General features: G+C 69.0%; 14 protein-coding genes. 9 read left to right on the top strand and 5 right to left on the bottom strand.

Features of this window, described 5'->3' with window-relative positions:
* Nucleotides 1-135: 135 nt before the first annotated feature.
* A complete protein-coding gene (locus tag ACODT0_RS36075; protein ID WP_479670390.1) occupies nt 136-3,264 on the bottom strand; it encodes an efflux RND transporter permease subunit in 3,129 nt (1,042 codons plus the stop codon).
* 69 nt (nt 3,265-3,333) lie between these two features.
* Nucleotides 3,334-5,016 (bottom strand): efflux RND transporter periplasmic adaptor subunit, encoded by a 1,683-nt coding sequence (locus ACODT0_RS36070; protein WP_489043445.1) that lies wholly within the window; start codon nt 5,014-5,016, stop codon nt 3,334-3,336.
* A gap of 326 nt (nt 5,017-5,342) precedes the next feature.
* On the opposite strand from ACODT0_RS36070, the gene ACODT0_RS36065 reads away from it, so the two are divergent.
* From ACODT0_RS36065 to ACODT0_RS36045, 5 genes are read left to right on the top strand one after another with little or no spacing between them, the layout of a single operon-like run.
* The gene (locus tag ACODT0_RS36065) at nt 5,343-5,864 is read left to right on the top strand and encodes a DUF6622 family protein (protein WP_489043444.1); all 522 of its coding nucleotides are present in this window, start codon (nt 5,343-5,345) and stop codon (nt 5,862-5,864) included.
* 45 nt (nt 5,865-5,909) lie between these two features.
* Nucleotides 5,910-6,857 carry a sterol desaturase family protein gene (locus ACODT0_RS36060; RefSeq protein ID WP_489043443.1) on the top strand — a complete coding sequence of 316 codons (948 nt, stop codon included), beginning with the start codon at nt 5,910-5,912 and terminating at the stop codon, nt 6,855-6,857.
* On the top strand, nt 6,854-7,147 hold the full coding sequence (locus tag ACODT0_RS36055; RefSeq protein WP_057592849.1) for a 2TM domain-containing protein: 294 nt from the start codon (nt 6,854-6,856) through the stop codon (nt 7,145-7,147). The genes ACODT0_RS36060 and ACODT0_RS36055 overlap by 4 nt, the downstream gene beginning before the upstream one ends.
* Nucleotides 7,144-8,268, top strand: a complete 1,125-nt coding sequence (locus ACODT0_RS36050; RefSeq protein ID WP_489043442.1) for a sensor histidine kinase — start codon at nt 7,144-7,146, stop codon at nt 8,266-8,268. The genes ACODT0_RS36055 and ACODT0_RS36050 overlap by 4 nt, the downstream gene beginning before the upstream one ends.
* Nucleotides 8,265-9,110 carry a LytR/AlgR family response regulator transcription factor gene (locus ACODT0_RS36045; protein ID WP_489043441.1) on the top strand — a complete coding sequence of 282 codons (846 nt, stop codon included), beginning with the start codon at nt 8,265-8,267 and terminating at the stop codon, nt 9,108-9,110. Before ACODT0_RS36050 ends, ACODT0_RS36045 begins: the two co-directional genes overlap by 4 nt.
* An 82-nt stretch (nt 9,111-9,192) precedes the next feature.
* On the opposite strand, the gene ACODT0_RS36040 is transcribed toward ACODT0_RS36045, so the two are convergent.
* Nucleotides 9,193-9,534, bottom strand: coding sequence for a hypothetical protein (locus tag ACODT0_RS36040; RefSeq protein WP_261217399.1), 342 nt, complete (start codon nt 9,532-9,534; stop codon nt 9,193-9,195).
* A 137-nt stretch (nt 9,535-9,671) separates the two neighbouring features.
* On the opposite strand from ACODT0_RS36040, the gene ACODT0_RS36035 reads away from it, so the two are divergent.
* The 3 genes from ACODT0_RS36035 (at nt 9,672) to ACODT0_RS36025 (ending at nt 14,386) form a co-directional block, all read left to right on the top strand.
* Entirely contained in the window at nt 9,672-11,486 is a 1,815-nt protein-coding gene (locus ACODT0_RS36035; RefSeq protein WP_057592852.1) for a glutamine--tRNA ligase/YqeY domain fusion protein, read from the top strand.
* A 102-nt stretch (nt 11,487-11,588) separates the two neighbouring features.
* Complete coding sequence (locus ACODT0_RS36030; protein WP_261217404.1) at nt 11,589-12,488, top strand: M23 family metallopeptidase; 900 nt, start codon at nt 11,589-11,591, stop codon at nt 12,486-12,488.
* A gap of 149 nt (nt 12,489-12,637) precedes the next feature.
* Nucleotides 12,638-14,386, top strand: coding sequence for an ORC-CDC6 family AAA ATPase (locus ACODT0_RS36025; protein WP_261217405.1), 1,749 nt, complete (start codon nt 12,638-12,640; stop codon nt 14,384-14,386).
* Between the two features lie 12 nt (nt 14,387-14,398).
* On the opposite strand, the gene ACODT0_RS36020 is transcribed toward ACODT0_RS36025, so the two are convergent.
* Entirely contained in the window at nt 14,399-15,334 is a 936-nt protein-coding gene (locus ACODT0_RS36020; RefSeq protein WP_489043440.1) for a M14 family metallopeptidase, read from the bottom strand.
* Nucleotides 15,335-15,459: 125 nt separating this feature from the next.
* Nucleotides 15,460-16,524: a GNAT family N-acetyltransferase gene (locus ACODT0_RS36015; RefSeq protein WP_296731027.1), complete on the bottom strand. Its 1,065-nt coding sequence runs from the start codon at nt 16,522-16,524 to the stop codon at nt 15,460-15,462.
* A 146-nt stretch (nt 16,525-16,670) separates the two neighbouring features.
* Here ACODT0_RS36015 and ACODT0_RS36010 point away from each other — a divergent pair, with 146 nt between their 5' ends.
* A complete protein-coding gene (locus ACODT0_RS36010) occupies nt 16,671-17,012 on the top strand; it encodes a hypothetical protein (RefSeq protein WP_296731031.1) in 342 nt (113 codons plus the stop codon).
* Nucleotides 17,013-17,014: the final 2 nt, after the last annotated feature.

Genomic DNA, 17,014 nt, shown 5'->3' with positions numbered 1-17,014 from the left:
GGTCGCCTTTTCTTTGGTTACTTTCTTTTGGCGAGACAAAAGAAAGTGACTCGCCTGCCGGGGCGAAATCCCGGCCAACGGCGCCCGCAGGGAAAGCAACCGAAGAACACACTGCAGCCTGACGAGAAAGAAGCCTCAAACCGCCTCCTCCTCAACCACCCCCGACCGCCGCGCCCCACCCAACCGATCAAACGCCAAATAAATAACAGGCGTAGTGAACAAAGTCAGCAACTGACTAACGATCAACCCCCCAAAAATAGCCAACCCCAAAGGACGCCGCAACTCAGCGCCATCCCCAAAGCTGAACATCAAAGGCACGGCAGCAAACAAGGCAGCCAGCGTAGTCATCAAGATTGGCCGAAACCGCAGCAACGCCGCCTGATGAATCGCTTCCCGGGGAGACTTGCCCTCCGTGCGCTCCGCATCGATCGCGAAGTCGATCATCATGATCGCGTTCTTCTTCACGATCCCGATCAGCAGGATGATCCCGATGATCCCGATCACCCCCAGGTCGTTGCCCGTCACCATCAACGCCAGCAGCGCTCCCACCCCAGCGGATGGCAGGGTCGACAGAATCGTCAGCGGATGCACGTAGCTCTCGTACAGCACCCCCAGCACGATGTACACGCACACCACCGCCGCCAGGATCAGCCACAGCTGGTTCGACAGCGACTTCTCGTAAGCCCCGGAGGCACCGAGAAAGGTCATCGTGATGCTCTTCGGCAACCCGATCTCCTTCGCCGTCGCGCGGATCGTGTCGACCGCCGACCCCAGCGCCACCCCCGGCGCGGTATCGAAGTTCAGCGTGCTCGCCGGGTACTGCGCCACGTGCGTGATCTGCAGCGGCGCCTGCTGCTCGCTGATGTCCGCGATGGCCGACAGCGGCGTCGCGCTGCCCGAGCCGGCGATCAGGCTCAGCTGCCCCAGCGTCTGCGGCGTGTTCACCATGCCGGGCTGCGCCTCGAGGATCACGCGGTACTGGTTGGTCTCGGTGAAGATGGTCGAGACGATGCGCTGGCCGAAGGCGCTGTAGAGCGCGTCGTCGACCGTGCTCGCGGTGATCGACAGCCGCGCCGCGGTGTCGCGGTTCACGTTGACGAAGGCCGCCAGCCCCTGCGCGCCCGCATCGCTGCTGACGTTGCGCACCTTGTCGCCATGCTCGGCCTGCAGCTTCGCCACCAGTTGCTGCATCCAGCCGGTGATGGCGGCGCTGTCCACGCCCTCGAGCGAGGCGCGGTACTGCGTGGGGCCGGTCTCGGCGTCGATGGTCAGGTCCTGCGTGGGCTGCAGGTAGAGCGTCACGCCGGCCACGCCGCGCACGCGCTCGCGCAGGCGGTCCATCACCGCCTGCTGGTTGTCGTGGCCGCGGCGCAGGTTGATCAGCATGCTGCCGGTGTGCAGCATGGTGTTGTTGGCGGCGTCGACGCCGACGAAGGAACTGAGGTTCTCGACGTCGGGGTCGGCCAGCACGGCGCGCGCGGCCTGCTGCTGCAGCTGCGACATGCGGTCGAACGAGACGTCCTGCGCGGCCTCGATGCGCGCCTGCAGCTGGCCCGTGTCCTGGGTCGGGAACAGGCCCTTGGGAATCGAGAGGTAGAGCGCCACGGTCAGCAGCAGCGTGAGCAGCGCGACCAGCAGCGTGAGCGCCTGGTGGTCGATGACCCAGTGCAGCGAGCGGTCGTAGCGCGTCATCACGCCGTCGAAGAAACGCTGCGCGCGCGCGGCGATGCCGTGGTTGGCGGGATCCTTCTTCGCTTCGTGCCTGAGCCAGCGCGCCGACATCATCGGCACCAGCGTGAGCGACACCACGGCCGAGATCAGGATCGTGATCGCCAGCGTGACCGCGAACTCGCGGAACAGCCGCCCGACCACGTCGCCCATGAACAGCAGCGGGATCAGCACCGCGATCAGCGAGACCGTCAGCGAGATGATGGTGAAGCCGATCTGGGTGGCGCCCTTGAACGCGGCCTGCAGCGGCTTCTCGCCCTCCTCGATGTAGCGCGCGATGTTCTCGATCATCACGATCGCGTCGTCCACCACGAAGCCGGTGGCGATGGTCAGCGCCATCAGGCTCAGGTTGTTGAGGCTGTAGCCCAGCAGGTACATCAGGCCGAAGGTGCCGATCAGCGAGATCGGCACCGCGATGCTGGCTATGACGGTGGCGCGCAGGCTGCCGAGGAAGGCGAAGATCACCAGCACCACCAGCACGACGGCGAGCACCAGCTCCATCTGCACGTGCTCGACCGAGGCGCGGATGCCGGCCGTGCGGTCGCTCAGCACCTCGACCTTCAGGCCCGCGGGCATGCCCGCCTGAAGCTCGGGCAGTTGCGCCTTGATGGCGTTGACGGTGGCGATCACGTTGGCGCCGGGCTGGCGCTGCACATTGAGGATGATCGCGGGCGTGAGCGTGCCCTCGGCATCGCCGTTCGTCTTGGTGCCGGCCCAGGCGCCGAGCTGGTTGTTCTCGGCGCTGTTGACCACGCGCGCCACGTCGACCATGCGGATCGGCGCGCCGTTCTTGTACGAGACGATCAGGTTCTTGTAGTCGTCGACCGTGAGCAGTTGGTCGTTCGAGTTGATGGTGTAGGCGCGCTTGGGGCCGTCGAAGCTGCCCTTGGCGCCATTGGAGTTGGCCGCGCTGATCGCGGTGCGCAGCGCGTCGAGGCCGATGCCGTTGGCCGCCAGTGCCTGGGTGTTGGCCTGGATGCGCACCGCGGGCCGCTGGCCGCCGCTGAGCGACACCAGCCCCACGCCCGAGACCTGGCTGATCTTCTGCGCCAGTCGCGTGTTGACGAGGTTCTGCACCTCGGTCAGCGGCAGGGTGTCGGAGGTGATCGCCAGCGTGAGCACCGGCGCGTCGGCCGGGTTGACCTTGGCGTAGACCGGCGGCGCCGGCAGGTCGGCCGGCAGCAGCGAGCCGCCGGCGTTGATCGCGGCCTGCACTTCTTGCTCGGCGACGTCGAGCGTCTGGCCCAGCGTGAACTGCAGCGTGATGATCGACACGCCCGCCGCGCTGGTGGAGCTCATGCGGTCGAGCCCCGACATCTGGCCGAACTGGCGTTCCAGCGGCGCGGTGACGGTGTTGCTCATCACCTCGGGGCTGGCGCCCGGGTAGAGCGTCTGGACCTGGATCGTCGGGTAGTCGACCTGCGGCAGCGCCGACAGCGGCAGGAAGCGGAACGCCACCAGGCCGGCCAGCACGATGGCGACCATCAGCAGCGAGGTCGCCACCGGCCGCAGGATGAACGGGCGTGAAGGGCTCATGGATTCAATTCGTCGTCGAGGGCGCTGCGGGCGGCGCGGCGGGAGATGCCGAGGCGGAGGGCCGGCGCGTCATTGGCCTTGCGGCGCCTGGCGGCGGCCCTCGCCCTGGCCGCCCTGGCCCTGGCGCTCGGCCATGCGCTGCCAGCGCTCGAGCGCGGCCGGGTCGCCGCGGTCGAGCTGTTCGAGGAAGCGCTTGCGGCGCTCGAGCTGCTCGGGGTCGTCCTTGGCCGCGTCGAGCATGCGCTGGCGCTGCTCGGCGGTGGGGAGCTTGGAGGCGGCGGTGGGTGCGGCCGGTTGGGCACCGGTGGCGGGTGCGGCCGCGGGGGCCGGCGCCGTTGCCGGTGCCGCCGCTGGAGCAGCGGGTGCCGTGCCCGGCGCGGGCGCGGCGGACGACGCGGCGCCACCGGCCGGGGCCTGTCCACCTTGCCCGCCCTGCGCGCCGTCGCGCTGGCGCCGCCCGCCACGGTGCTGGCCATTGGCGGCGGCACCGGGCGCGACCGCGGGCCGGTCGGCCTGGGTCTGCACGCGCGCGCCGTCCTTCAGGCGGTCGCCGCCCTCGGTCACGACCACCTCGCCGGCATTCAGGCCGGCGGTCACGGCGATGTTGTCGACGCTCGATTCGCCACGCGTCACCACGCGCTGCGACACCGTGTTGTCGGCGTTCAGCACATAGACATAGTCGCCGTTCGGGCCGTTGCGCATCGCCGTCACCGGCACCACCACGGCGCTGGTCACGGTGCGCAGCAGCAGGCGCAGGTTGACGAACTGGTTCGGGAACAGCGCGCCGTCGGCATTGGCGAAGCGCGCCTTGGCCTTGACGGTGCCGGTCTGGGTGTCGACCAGGTTGTCGAGCGTGGAGAAACTGCCGGTGGCGAGCTGCTTGACGCGCGCGCGGTCGAAGGCGGTGGCGGGCAGCCTGGCGCCGGCGGCCAGTCGCTGCTGGACCTCGGGCACGCGGTCCTGCGGCACCGAGAACACCACGTCGATCGGCGCCATCTGGGTGATGACGGCCACGCCGCCGCTGGTGCCGGTCGAGACGTAATTGCCCACGTCCACCGGCCGCAGGCCGATGCGGCCGCCGACCGGCGCCGCGATGCGGGTCCAGGCCAGGTTCAGCCGCGCGCTGTTCTCGTTGGCGCGGTCGATCGCGACCGTGCCCTCGAGCTGCTTGACCAGCGCGCTCTGGGTGTCGACGTCCTGGCGCGCGATCGAATCCTGGCCCAGCAGGGTCTGGTAGCGCTGCAGGGTGACGCGCGCCGCGGCGAGCTGCGCCTCGTCGCGCTGGCGCGCGCCGGTGGCCTGGGCCAGCGCGTTCTGGTAGGGCTGCGGGTCGATGGTGGCGAGCACGTCGCCCTTCTTGACCATCTGCCCTTCCTGGAACAGCACCTGCGTGAGCACGCCCGAGACCTGCGGCTGCACCGTGACATTGGCCAGCGGCGTGACGGTGCCGAGCGCCTCGAGCTGGATCGGGATGTCGGCCTGCCGCGCGGTCGCGATGCCGACGGTGCTGGAGGCGGCACCGCCGCCTCGCCCGCCTCCGGGCCGCCCGCCCGGGCCGCCCGGCCCGCCAGGCCCGGCGCCGGGACCGGCCGCCGGCGTCTTCGAGCGCTGCACCAGGTACCAGGCGCCACCGCCCAGCGCCACGAGCAGGATCAGCGCGATCAGGCTGCCGAACCAGCGGCGGCGACGGACCTGGGGATGCGTGGGCGACACGGTGGCCGGCAGGGGTTCGGGAGGCGTTTGGGGATCCATGGGAGAGAGAAGAGAGCCTGATCGGGTGCGGCCTAGAGTACAGCGCCAAAAGGTGTATGCAGAGTTTGCTGTGCCGTAAACGGGCGGTAAAGCTCGCGGACCCCCGCTTGCCGCAGGACGGCGTGCCGTTCCGGCGTCGCTCGAAGCCGCGCGCATTTCGCGCCGCCGGCAGGCACTTCGCGCCGCCGGCCCCGCATTTCATCGCAACACCGTGGCAGTCCCGCGAGCGGGCCGGCACAGTCCGCTCCGACGCCACCGGGCCTCCATCCTTTCTCCCGAACCCTTCGTCCGCCTTTCAACCCTTCAACCGATCCAGGAGTCTTTCCATGCTGATCCAGATCCTCCTCCATACGCCCAAGTGGGTGTTCGCCGTCTTCGCGCTGCTGGTCTGGTTCGGCAGCAAGCAGCTGCTGTCGGGCAGCGTGGGCCTGACGCGCATCACGCTGATGCCGATCGCGATGGGCGCGCTGTCGCTGATGGGCGTGGCCTCGGCCTTCGGCGATTCGCTCGGCGCCCTGCTCGGCTGGGCCGCCGCCGCGGCCGTGATGATCGCGCTGGTGCTGCGGCGCCCGCTGCCCGCGAGCACCCGCTACGACGCCGCCGCGCGCCGCTTCCACCTGGCCGGCAGCGCGGTGCCGCTGGCGCTGATGATGGGCATCTTCTTCACCAAGTACGTGGTGGGCGTGGCGCTGGCCATGCACCCCGAGCTGCGCCACGACAGCGTCTTCGCGGTCGCGATCCCCGTGCTCTACGGCGCCTTCAGCGGCATCTTCGCGGCCCGCGCCCTGCGCCTGTGGAAGCTGGCGATCGCCACCGACGCCATGGCCAGCCGGGCCGGCGCCGCCTAAGATCGCCGCCGTCCATTCCCTCCCCATCCGCCTGCAGGAAGCGCCATGTCCGTCCTCGTGCTGATCCTCAAGATCTCGGTGTCCGTGGTGCTGATCGCCTCGCTGGCCGAAGCACTGGTGCTCTCGTGGCGCAACGGCTGGCGCGGCTACGACTGGAAGGCGGCCGGCATCTCGGTGTTCGACTTCCTGGTGCGCGAATACCCGCTGCGCTGGCTGCTGCCGCTGGCCTTCTGGGTCGGCGCCATGGACTGGCTCTACGCGCACCGCCTCATCACCCTGCCGATGGACCACTGGACCGGCTGGGCCGCCTGCTTCATCGGCCAGGAGTTCTGCTACTACTGGTACCACCGCGCCGCGCACCGGGTGCGCTGGTTCTGGTGCACCCATGCGATCCACCATTCGCCCAACGAGCTCAACCTGTCGGCCGCCTACCGCTTCGGCTGGACCGGCAAGCTCACCGGCACACTGGCCTTCTTCATGCTGGCGCCGCTCCTGGGCATGCCGCCGCGCGTGGTGCTGATCATGCTGACGCTGAACCTGCTCTACCAGTTCTGGATCCACGCCGCCTGGATCCCGAAGCTCGGGCCGCTCGAATGGGTGCTCAACACGCCCTCGGCGCACCGGGTGCACCATGCCTCGAACCTCGAGTACCTGGACGGCAACTACGGCGGCGTGCTGATCGTGTTCGACCGCCTGTTCGGCACCTACATCCCCGAACACGCCGACCTGCCCTGCCGCTACGGCCTCGTGAAGCCGATCACCTCGTACAACCTGCTCGAGATCGAGTTCGGCCAATGGCGCGCGCTGTTCGAGGACCTGGCCTCGGCCCGCTCGGTGCGCGCCTTCGTCGGCTACCTCGTGAAGCCGCCGGGCTGGAACCCCGACGGGCCCGGCGAGACCACCGAGGAGCTGCGCCGGCGCGCGGCCGTGCAAGCCCCGGCGCCCGTCCCCGCCCCCGATTTCATTCCCGTCCAGATCAAGGAGCCGTCATGAACATGTCCTCGTCCCCCTCTCCCGCGGAGCTCGAGAAGCGCGCCCGCCGCCGCGCCGGCGCCAAGATGGGTTGGTACATCCATGCCTTCGTCTACGTGCTGGTCAACCTCGGGCTGGTCGTGCTGTCGGCCTCGAAGGGCCACACCTGGGCCGTCTATCCGCTGATGGGCTGGGGCCTGGGGCTGCTGGTGCACGGCGCCGTGATCTGGTTCATCGCGCCGGGCGGCGACTTCTACGAGCGCCTGGTCGAACGCGAGCGCCGCGCGCTGGCCGCCGGGGAGCGCCGTTGAGCCAGGCCCCTGCCGCCGCCCGCCCCAGGTTCGGCACCGAGAACCTGCGCGACCTGCTGCGGCACGGGCTGATCACCGCCGTCTTCTGCTGCCTGATCGCGGCCGCGCTCAGCATCTCGAGCGGCCGCAGCTGGGTCAACCACATGGTCTATTCGATGTCGATCGGCCTGATCAGCTGGCTGTGCATCGACGGCGGCCGGCTGCTGATGAGCGGCCACCGCGAAGTGCTCTGGCCGCATGGCCCGCAGAGCATCGCGCTGATCGGCTTCGGCGTGACCGCCGGCTTCCTGCTCGGCAACCTGATCGGCGACGCCTGGAGCGGCGCCCCCTTGCTCGACTTCCTCGACTACCGCGGCCACAAGCTGGCGACCACGCTCACCATCACGCTGGTCGCCACCGCCGGCGCCTGCTTCTTCTTCTACAGCCTCGGCAAGAGCAAGCACCTGCAGGGCCAGATCGAAAAAGCCAGGCGCGATGCGACCGAGGCACGGCTCAAGCTGCTCGAAACCCAGCTCGAGCCGCACATGCTGTTCAACACGCTGGCCAACCTGCGGGTGCTGATCACGCTCGATCCGCCGCGCGCCGTGGCCATGCTCGACCGGCTCAACAGCTACCTGCGCGTCACCCTCAGCGGCTCGCGCACGCTCGCGCACCCGCTGGGGGCCGAGTTCGACCGGCTGGCCGACTACCTCGAGCTGATGTCGGTGCGCATGGGCGAACGGCTGCGCTACACGCTCGAGCTGCCGGCCGAGTTGCGCGAGGTGCCGGTGCCGCCGCTGCTGCTGCAGCCGCTGGTGGAGAACAGCATCCGCCACGGCCTCGAGCCCAAGGTCGAGGGCGGCGAGATCGCGGTGCGCGCGCGCCGCGAGGGCGAGCTGCTGGTGATCGAACTCAGCGACACCGGCGTCGGGCTCGATGCCGCGTCGCCGTCGCCGTCGACGTCGCGCGACGGCGGCGGCTTCGGCCTCGAACAGGTGCGCGAGCGGCTGACCACGGTCTATGGGCCGCGCGCCGCCCTGACGCTCGCGCCCGGCGAGCACAAGGGCACCCGCGCCACCTTGCGCTTTCCGCTGCAGGCTTCCTCCGCCGGCGATGCGCCGGCCGCCTCCCCCACGCCATGAACACTGCCACCTCCCCCACCGCGCTGATCGCCGAGGACGAACCGCTGCTCGCGCAGGCGCTGAAGGCCGAACTGGCCGCCGCCTGGCCCGAGCTGAAGATCGCCGCCATCGCGGGCGACGGCCGCAGCGCCGTGCGCGAGGCGCTGCGGCTGCTGCCGCAGGTGCTGTTCTTCGACATCCGAATGCCGGGCCTCGACGGCCTGGGCGCCGCCACCGAGCTGGCCGATGCCTGGCCCGCGGACGAGGCACCGATGCCGCAGCTGGTCTTCGTGACCGCCTACGACGAGTACGCGGCCCGCGCCTTCGAAGCCCAGGCGATCGACTATGTGCTGAAGCCGGTGCAGCCCGATCGGTTGCGCAAGACGGTGACGCGGCTCAAGCAGGCGCTGGCCGCGCGGCCGACGGCCGAAGCGCCGCCCGACGAGGCGCTGGACCGCACGCTCGCGCGCTGGCGCGAGGTGCTGGCGGCAGCGGGTGGCGCCGTCGCGCCGCTGCCCGAACCCTCGGCCGCGCCGCTGCGCATGATCGCCGCCAGCGATGCCGGCGGCAGCACCGTGCGCATGGTGCCGATCGACGAGGTGCTGTATTTCGAGGCCGCCGACAAGTACCTGCGAGTGCTGACCACGGACCATGAGTACCTGATCCGCACGCCGCTCAAGCAGTTGCTGCCGCAGCTCGATGCGCAGACCTTCTGGCAGGTGCACCGCGCGGTCGTCGTGCGCGCCTCGGCCATCGAGGCGGTGCACCGCGACGAGGCCGGCAAGCTCGCCCTCGACCTGCGCGGGCGGCCCGAGCGGATCCCGGTCAGCAGGCTCTACGCCCATCTTTTTCGCGCCATGTGAAATCCGGGCCGGTGCGTCGCCCAAAGAAAAAGCCGGCTCCGAGGAACCGGCTTTTTCATTTGCTCACGTCTACCGTGGCATTTCAGCGCCAGTGGCCATGGCCGCGGTAGTAACCGCGACCGTAGTAGCGCGGGCCGTAGTAGGCCGGCGGCGCGTAGTACACCGGGGCCGGACGGTAGTAGACCGGCGGCGGGCGGTAGTACACCGGCGGGGGCGGCGCGTAGTAGACCGGGGCCGGCGGCGCGTAGACCGGCGCCGGGTAATAGGCCGGGGCGCCCACGCCCACCGACACGCCGGGAACGCCGACGCCGATGGACCAGCTCACGTCGCCGCGAGCGCTGGCCGAGGTGGCCGCGAACAAGGCACCGGCGGCGACGACGCCTGCGGCGGCCCACTTGAAGAAGGTAGAACGAGTGACGCTCATGATGTTGGACTCCTTGTAGGGTGGGCATTCGCTGCCCATGTACGTATTGAACGCGCCAAATGCAAAGTGGTTGCCCGCCACATTGTGAAGAGCGTTGCCAAAGGTAACCTGAAGAGTCCCCTAATTAGAATGCGTCGATGACCTCCCCGACCGACAAAGACGTCGCAAAAACACCCGCTGCACCCAGCAATTTCCTGCGCCACGTGATCGAAAACGACCTCGCCCAGGGCGCCTACGCCGGCCGCCGTTGGGGCGGGGCCCCGGGCGATGCCGAGCACCACGCCCATGGCATGAGCGATCCGGCCCGGGTCCGCCTGCGCTTTCCGCCCGAGCCCAACGGCTACCTGCACATCGGCCACGCCAAGAGCATCTGGCTGAATTTCGAGCTCGCGCGCGAGTACGGCGGCGTCTGCCACCTGCGCTTCGACGACACCAACCCCGAGAAGGAAGAGCAGGAATACGTCGATTCGATCCGCGACGCCGTGGAATGGCTCGGCTACGAGACCTACCTGGCCGACCGCCCGAGCGCACCCGGCGTGATGCAGCCGCACGAGTACTTCGCGAGCGACTACTTCGACTTCATGTACCGCGCGGCCGAATACCTGATCGGCGCCGGCCTGGCCTATGTCGACGAGCAGTCGGCCGAGGAGGTGCGCGCCAACCGCGGCGATTTCGGCAAGCCCGGCACCGACAGCCCCTACCGCACCCGCACGCCGGAGGAGAATCTCGCGCGCTTTCGCGAGATGCGCGACGGCCAGCTCGCCGACGGCGCCGCCACCCTGCGCGCCAAGATCGACATGGCGAGCCCCAACATCAACATGCGCGACCCGGCGCTCTACCGCATCCGCCGGGCCACGCACCACAACACCGGCGACAAGTGGTGCATCTACCCGATGTACACCTACGCGCACCCGATCGAGGACGCGCTCGAGCAGATCACCCACAGCATCTGCACGCTCGAGTTCGAGGACCAGCGCCCGTTCTACGACTGGCTGCTCGACCGCCTCGCCGAAGGCGGCCTGATCGCCAGCCCGCACCCGCGCCAGTACGAATTCGCGCGCCTCAACGTGACGCACGTGCTCACCAGCAAGCGCAAGCTGCGCCAGTTGGTGGAAGAAAAGCACGTCGACGGCTGGGACGACCCGCGCATGCCCACGCTGGCCGGCCTGCGCCGCCGCGGCTACACGCCCGAGGCGCTGCGCCTGTTCTGCGAACGCAGCGGCACCACCAAGTCGGGCGGCTGGATCGACTACGCCGCGCTCGAGGCCGCGCTGCGCGACACCCTCGACCCCGTGGCGCCGCGCGCGATGGCGGTGCTCGACCCGGTCAAGCTGGTGATCACCAACTGGGGCGAACTCATGGGTGGCGACGCTGCGCTCGACGACTGCTCGGCACCGATCCATCCGCACCATCCCGAACTCGGCAAGCGCGCCTTCAAGCTGGGCCGCGAGGTCTGGATCGAGCGCACCGACTACGAGGACGTCCAGCCCAAGGGTTTCTTCCGCCTGTTCCCCGGCAACAAGGTGCGGCTCAAGTACGGCCACGTCATCGAGTGCACCGGCGCCACGCGCGATGCCGAGGGCAAGCTCATCGAGGTGCAGGCGAAGCTGGTGCCCGACACCAAGAGCGGCACCCCGGGCGCCGACGCGATCAAGGTCAAGGGCAACATCACCTGGGTGGCCGTGGCCGACGCGGTGCAGGCCGAGGTGCGGCTCTACGAGCGGCTGTTCGCCGAAGCCAACCCGGGCAGCGGCGAGTTGCTCGAGGAGCTCAATCGCCACAGCCTCGAGGTCTGCGCGGCCTATGTCGAGCCCTCGCTCGCCGACGCAAAGCCCGAGGCGGCCTTCCAGTTCGAGCGCCACGGCTACTTCGTGCTCGACGCCAAGGCGGCCGCCGCCGGGCAGCGCGTGTTCAACCGCGCGGCGGGCATGCGCGACAGCTGGGGCAAGTAGGCCCCGGCGCTCTCGCCGCATCACGAACCGGGGCCGCGTGCCCCGGTTTTACATGGTGCTTTCCGACAACCGGGCGCGGGCCATGCCGCCACAATGCGGCCCATGTCACGCATCCTTCATGCTCCGCTCTCCACCCGCCGCACGCTCCTGATCGGCACCGCCGCCCTGCTCGCCCTGCCCGCCACGGCGGCGACCAAGAAGGCCGGCGGCGCCAAGCCCCAGCCCCCCGAAGTCTGGCCCCGCGCCTCCCAGGTCCCGGGTGGCATCGCGCGCCTGTCGCTCGGCCCCGCGGCCGCGCGCCCGCTGGCCACCACTGGCGGCGACGGCAACCAGCCCGTGCTGGTACTCGGCGACGCCATCGAATGGACCGCCCTCGTCGGCATTCCGCTCGCGGCCGAACCCGGCGAGGCCAGCATCTCGGTGCAGGCCCGCCCCGATGCCGCGCCTCGCCAGCTCGGCTACAGCATCGCGCCCAAGCAGTACCGCGAGCAGCGCCTGAACGTGGCGCCGCGCACCGTCGACCTCTCGCCCGAGGACCAGGCGCGCTACGAGCGCGAGCGCGACCACCTCGCCACCGTGACCGCCACCCGCACCGAACTGCGCCCCGATGCCGCGCTGCAGATGCGCGTGCCGGTGCCCGGCCGCCGCTCCAGCTCCTTCGGCCTGCGCCGTGTGTTCAACGGCCAGTCGCGCAATCCCCACAGCGGCATGGACATCGCGGCCGGCACCGGCACCCCGGTGCTCGCGCCGCTGCCGGGCAAGGTCATCGACACCGGCGACTACTTCTTCAATGGCGGCACCGTCTGGCTCGACCATGGCGGCGGCCTGCTGACCATGTACTGCCACCTGAGCCGCGTCGACGTGAAGGTCGGCGACGTGCTCCAGACCGGCGACAAGCTCGCCGCGGTGGGCGCCACCGGCCGCGTGACCGGCCCGCACCTGCACTGGTCGGTGATGCTCAACCGCGCCATGGTCGATCCGGCGCTGTTCATTTCCGCCTGAACGTTGCGCCGGCACCTCGCCGGCGGTCCGGGCCGGGGCGCCTCTGTTGGCAAGGCGCTCGACGCAAGTAACAATTCGTTTTCAGACCGCGCGCCGGGAGGCCCCATCTCGGGGACGCGCGCCGGTCCGTTTCACTTGCACCAGCCCTCATGCAGAAGAACACGACCAGCGCGCCCCGGACCGGCAATGCCATGCCCATCAGCGACGTCCAGATCCAGAAGGCCGTCGCGACGCTCTCGAACGCGCTGCGCGCCGAGAACATCCAGGACCAGAGCTACCTCGGCCTGTACGTGGGCGAGGACGCGCTGCACGACATCCACAACCTCAACAACCAGGTCATCTACGGCCGCCGCGGCTCGGGCAAGACCCATCTGCTGAAGGCGCTGCAGGAGAAGATCAACAACGACTTCGCGGCCTCGCGCCGGATCGCGGTCTACATCGATGCCCGCACCATCCTGCCGCATGCCGAGGCCGACGGCCTGAGCTGGGAGCAGTACGCGGTCATCCTGTTCAAGAACATCATCCGCAGCCTGGTGAACGCGTTCTCGAGCAACCTGCGCGCCATCCACGGCCGGGACGACATCATCCCGCTGCGCCGCGATCCGCTCGACGCCGAAGCCGAGCGCCAGCTGCAGCACCGGCTCGAGGCCATCCAGCGCGAACTCGACGGCAGCTCGCTCAACAAGCTCAAGGAGACGGCCCTCGCCGTCGAGTCGATCGCGCAGGCCGGCGCCTCGCTCAAGCTCTCGAAGGCGCCCGAGCTGCAGGCCTCGGGCAGCCTGCAGACCAAGTCGCAGGAGTCGAGGCTCAAGGACCAGTTCATCAGCGTCTTCGACATCGCGAACCTGCTGCAGGAGCTGAGCGAGGAACTGCAACTGAACCGCGTCTTCTGCCTGATCGACGAATGGTCCGAGATCCCGAACTCGGCCCAGAAGCACCTGGCCGAACTGGTCAAGAAGTCCTTCATCGCGAGCCGCTTCAGCTTCAAGATCGCCGCGATCCCGAACCGCACCGACCTCGGCCACAAGACCGACGAGAAGTTCTACGGCCTGGAGGACGGCGGCGACATCTTCGGCTACCAGCTCGACAACCGCTACGTGTTCGAGATCGACAAGGCCAAGACCCGAAACTTCTTCAACCAGCTGCTGTGCAAGCACCTCGAGCAGCACAGCCCCAGCCTCTCGGACGAACTGCTGCTGCCCTCGCGCAAGAACAACGACGCCTTCATCAACGCCTTCCTCACCAACAAGGCGCTGGGCGAACTGCTGATCGCGAGCGCGGGCATCCCGCGCGACTTCATCAACCTCTTCATCCACTCGTACGCGCAGTTCAAGAGCTCGGGGTCCAAGCACATCTCGATCAAGAACGTGCGCGCCGCCACCTCGGGCTGGTACGAGACCGACAAGAAGAAGCAGGTCGACGAGCACTCGGTCGAGAAGAACCTGCTCGAGAAGATCGTGCAGGAGATCGTGGTCGGCAAGAACTCGAGCCACTTCATGATCAGCGAGAAGTACTCGGCCAATCCGCACATCCTCGGGCTGGTGGATTTCCGCGTGCTGCACCTGCGCAAGAAGGGCTACTCGCACAAGGACATGGCGGGCGAGACCTTCAACGTCTACTCGATCGACTACGGCTGCTACAACCACCTGAACATCACGCGCACCGCGCTCGACAACAACACGCTCGAGAACCTCAAGGTGCGCGACGACATCCGCGACATCCGCCGCATCCACCTGAGCGACGCCTTCTTCCAGAAATTCCAGCTCGCGGTCGGCGAGGCCTTCATGTGCGAGCACTGCAAGAAGCCGGTCGACACCACGCACGCGGCCTTCGTGAAGCAGTCGCTGTGCAACCACTGCTTCGAGAAGATTCCGGCGCGCAGTGCGCTGGCGGCTTGAGCGGCGCCCGTCTCAGATCGGCTGGGTCAGGTAGAGCGCCTCGCGCCCCACGATCACGCGCTGCGCGGGCATGAACACGGTGCAGTCGTCGACCGGCGCACGGATCTCGTCGGGGCCGTTGGTGGCGATCAGCTCGCCCTTGGCGAAAGTCTCGAAGCCGATCAGCGGGCGCACGAAGGCGAAGTCCTCGCTCTGGATCACGTGCGTCTGCAGCAGCTTGAAGCGACGCTGCGGCTCGGGCGTGGGGGCGGCCGGGTCCTTGTCGACCAGGCCGAAGTAGGCGAGGAAGTCGTAGGTGACGGCGGTGGCAAGGTCCGATGCCGAGCGCAGGAAATGCTGGCCGCACTCGACCACCATCGCCACGCCCTTTCCGTCGGGCCCGCCGTGGCTGCCGTACTGGATCAGCGGCGTGCCCGAGCCCAGGCCATCGGGCATCACGAGATGCACGGGCGGCCGGCCGATGGCCATCGCCACCTTGGCATTGCGCTCGAAGGACGGATAGACCCAGAACGGCACCACCGGCTGGCTGGTGGAATGAATGTCGAGGATGTGATCGGCGGCCTCGACCACCGGCCGCAGGATGCGCGCGCGGCGCAGCTCGGGGCTGTCCTCGCTGCCATCGAGCCACTCGGGCGACCAGATGCGGTTGAGGTTGTGGACGATCTGGCGGCTGTCGTAGGGCGCGGCCTCGGTGAAGGACTCGTAGGCGTCGATGTTCGCGAAGCTCACGGTGAGCGTGCCGATCTTCGGCCGCACGCCATGGTCGAGCAGGTGCGTGGCGGCCGTCATGCCGCAGATCTCGTTGCCGTGGGTCAGGGCATTGATCAGCACGTGCGGGCCGGGCTTGCCCGACTCGAAGCGGTGCACGTAGTCGACGCCGACATTGCCCTGGCGGTAGGCGGAGAGATCGCGCGGGAGGACTTCGAGGGCGGGTGGGGATTGGGTCATGGTGGGTGTGGCGGCTCGTGCGGGATCGGGGTCGCGCGAGTTTGCTACAGGCGGCGCGTTCTTGCTGGGCACCAGTTCCGGCCCGATACGCTTCAAATTTGAAGCGCATCGGCGCAATTTGCGCTTCAGGCGGCCGATTCCCCGCGCCGCGCCAGGCACTCAGCCAGCGCCTCCACCCCCAGCTGATAGATCCCCTGCCGCCGATGCACCTCGAACCCCAGTCGGCGGTTGATCGCGAGGATCGGCGCGTTGGCCTCGGCGTTGTAGGTCACGACGATGCGCAGTTCGGGATGCAGCGCGCGCACGCTGTCGAGCATCGCGGCCTTCACCGCCTTGGCCAGCGAGCGGCCGCGCCAGGCGCGCGCCACGCCCGTCAGGCGCTGGTGCAGGCGCTCGGGGGTGCGCGGGTCCCAGTGCGCTTCGCACATCGCGGCCAGCGTGCCGTCGGCATCGACCAGCAGCACCAGGTGGTGCTCGCCGCCGCTGCGGTCGAGTTCGCGGTACCAGTTGGCATAACCGTCGAGCTCGTAGCGCGCGGGCGGTAGCTCGAGTTCGCCGAGCGGCATGTCGTTGAACAGGTCCGAGAACGGCGCCAGCAGCTGCGCCAGGCGCTCCATTGGCGTGCGGCCGGGATGGATTTCGAAGCGCAGCGCACCGCCGGCCGTGCCCTGCGCCTTCCAGCGCGCGAGCTCGTCCGCGTCGAGGCCATCGATGCGCATGCGGTTCTCGACCACGCGATGCTTGAGGACCGCGCCCGAGGCTTCGAGGAAGGCATGGCCCGGCGGGTAGAAGGTGTTCATCGTGGCGACGGTCTTGCCGTGCTCGCGCATGAAGGCCAGCAGCGGCACGAGCAGCCGGCTGCCGATGCCGCGGCGCCGGTGCGCGCCCAACACGCCGAGCCAGGCCTCCGCGTGCAACGCGAAGGGCTCGCTGTTCGGTGCATCGGGCCGGCGCCGCCAGAGAATGATGTTGCCGACCAGTTCGTCGCCCTCGCGCGCGACGAAGCGCTCGGCCTCGAAGAAGGGCATGCGGCGCCGCGCGTCGTGCTCGAAGTCGGCATCGGCGGCCTGCGGCTCGCCAGGATGCAGCTCCTCGTCGCGGATGCGCCGGTAGCGGTGGAAGCGTGCCCATTCGGACGGGTCGTCCGCGTGGACATCGAAGCGCCGGATCTCGATCGTGTGGTTCGCCATCTCCCGTCCTCCCTTTTGTTGCCCGGGGGGCGCGATTGTGCCGAACCGAAACCCTCGCGGCGCACACGGGCGCGCGCATCTTTGGCTTGGCCGAAGGTTGCCGCTTCACAATGGCATTTCAGCCACCTTCGACGAGGAGTCCGCACATGCCCTTCCCGCCGCTGTCCAAGCTGGTCCTTGCCGCCACCGCCCTGCTCGCGCTCTCGGGCGCTTCAGCGCAGGAGACCAGGACCGACCCCGTCTACACGCGCGCCCGCCTGATGTCCTCGCACGAGGAGCCCGGCGGCAAGCTGTACCTGCACCTGAAGATCCCGCCGCGCTCGAAGATCCCGTTCACCACCCAGACCTTCAGGCTGGCCGACCGCAAGCTCGTGGCCGACATCGCCGATGGCACGCCGGTCGAGTTCGTCTCGCGCCGCCTCGAGGGCGAGAACACGGTGGTGGCGATCCGCGCGGTGGCCGAGTGCCACCGCTTCCAGAAATGCTGAAC

The sequence above is a fragment of the Variovorax sp. FG153 genome, from assembly GCF_057809595.1.
This window is presented reverse-complemented; position numbering and strand designations above follow the sequence as displayed.

Bases quoted from the DNA above. Each gene is read 5' to 3' on its own strand.
- ACODT0_RS36075 (WP_479670390.1), bottom strand. From the start codon at position 3,264: ATGAGCCCTTCACGCCCGTTCATCCTGCGGCCGGTGGCGACCTCGCTG.
- ACODT0_RS36070 (WP_489043445.1), bottom strand. From the start codon at position 5,016: ATGGATCCCCAAACGCCTCCCGAACCCCTGCCGGCCACCGTGTCGCCC.
- ACODT0_RS36065 (WP_489043444.1), top strand. From the start codon at position 5,343: ATGCTGATCCAGATCCTCCTCCATACGCCCAAGTGGGTGTTCGCCGTC.
- ACODT0_RS36060 (WP_489043443.1), top strand. From the start codon at position 5,910: ATGTCCGTCCTCGTGCTGATCCTCAAGATCTCGGTGTCCGTGGTGCTG.
- ACODT0_RS36055 (WP_057592849.1), top strand. From the start codon at position 6,854: ATGAACATGTCCTCGTCCCCCTCTCCCGCGGAGCTCGAGAAGCGCGCC.
- ACODT0_RS36045 (WP_489043441.1), top strand. From the start codon at position 8,265: ATGAACACTGCCACCTCCCCCACCGCGCTGATCGCCGAGGACGAACCG.
- ACODT0_RS36040 (WP_261217399.1), bottom strand. From the start codon at position 9,534: ATGAGCGTCACTCGTTCTACCTTCTTCAAGTGGGCCGCCGCAGGCGTC.
- ACODT0_RS36035 (WP_057592852.1), top strand. From the start codon at position 9,672: ATGACCTCCCCGACCGACAAAGACGTCGCAAAAACACCCGCTGCACCC.
- ACODT0_RS36030 (WP_261217404.1), top strand. From the start codon at position 11,589: ATGTCACGCATCCTTCATGCTCCGCTCTCCACCCGCCGCACGCTCCTG.
- ACODT0_RS36025 (WP_261217405.1), top strand. From the start codon at position 12,638: ATGCAGAAGAACACGACCAGCGCGCCCCGGACCGGCAATGCCATGCCC.
- ACODT0_RS36020 (WP_489043440.1), bottom strand. From the start codon at position 15,334: ATGACCCAATCCCCACCCGCCCTCGAAGTCCTCCCGCGCGATCTCTCC.
- ACODT0_RS36015 (WP_296731027.1), bottom strand. From the start codon at position 16,524: ATGGCGAACCACACGATCGAGATCCGGCGCTTCGATGTCCACGCGGAC.
- ACODT0_RS36010 (WP_296731031.1), top strand. From the start codon at position 16,671: ATGCCCTTCCCGCCGCTGTCCAAGCTGGTCCTTGCCGCCACCGCCCTG.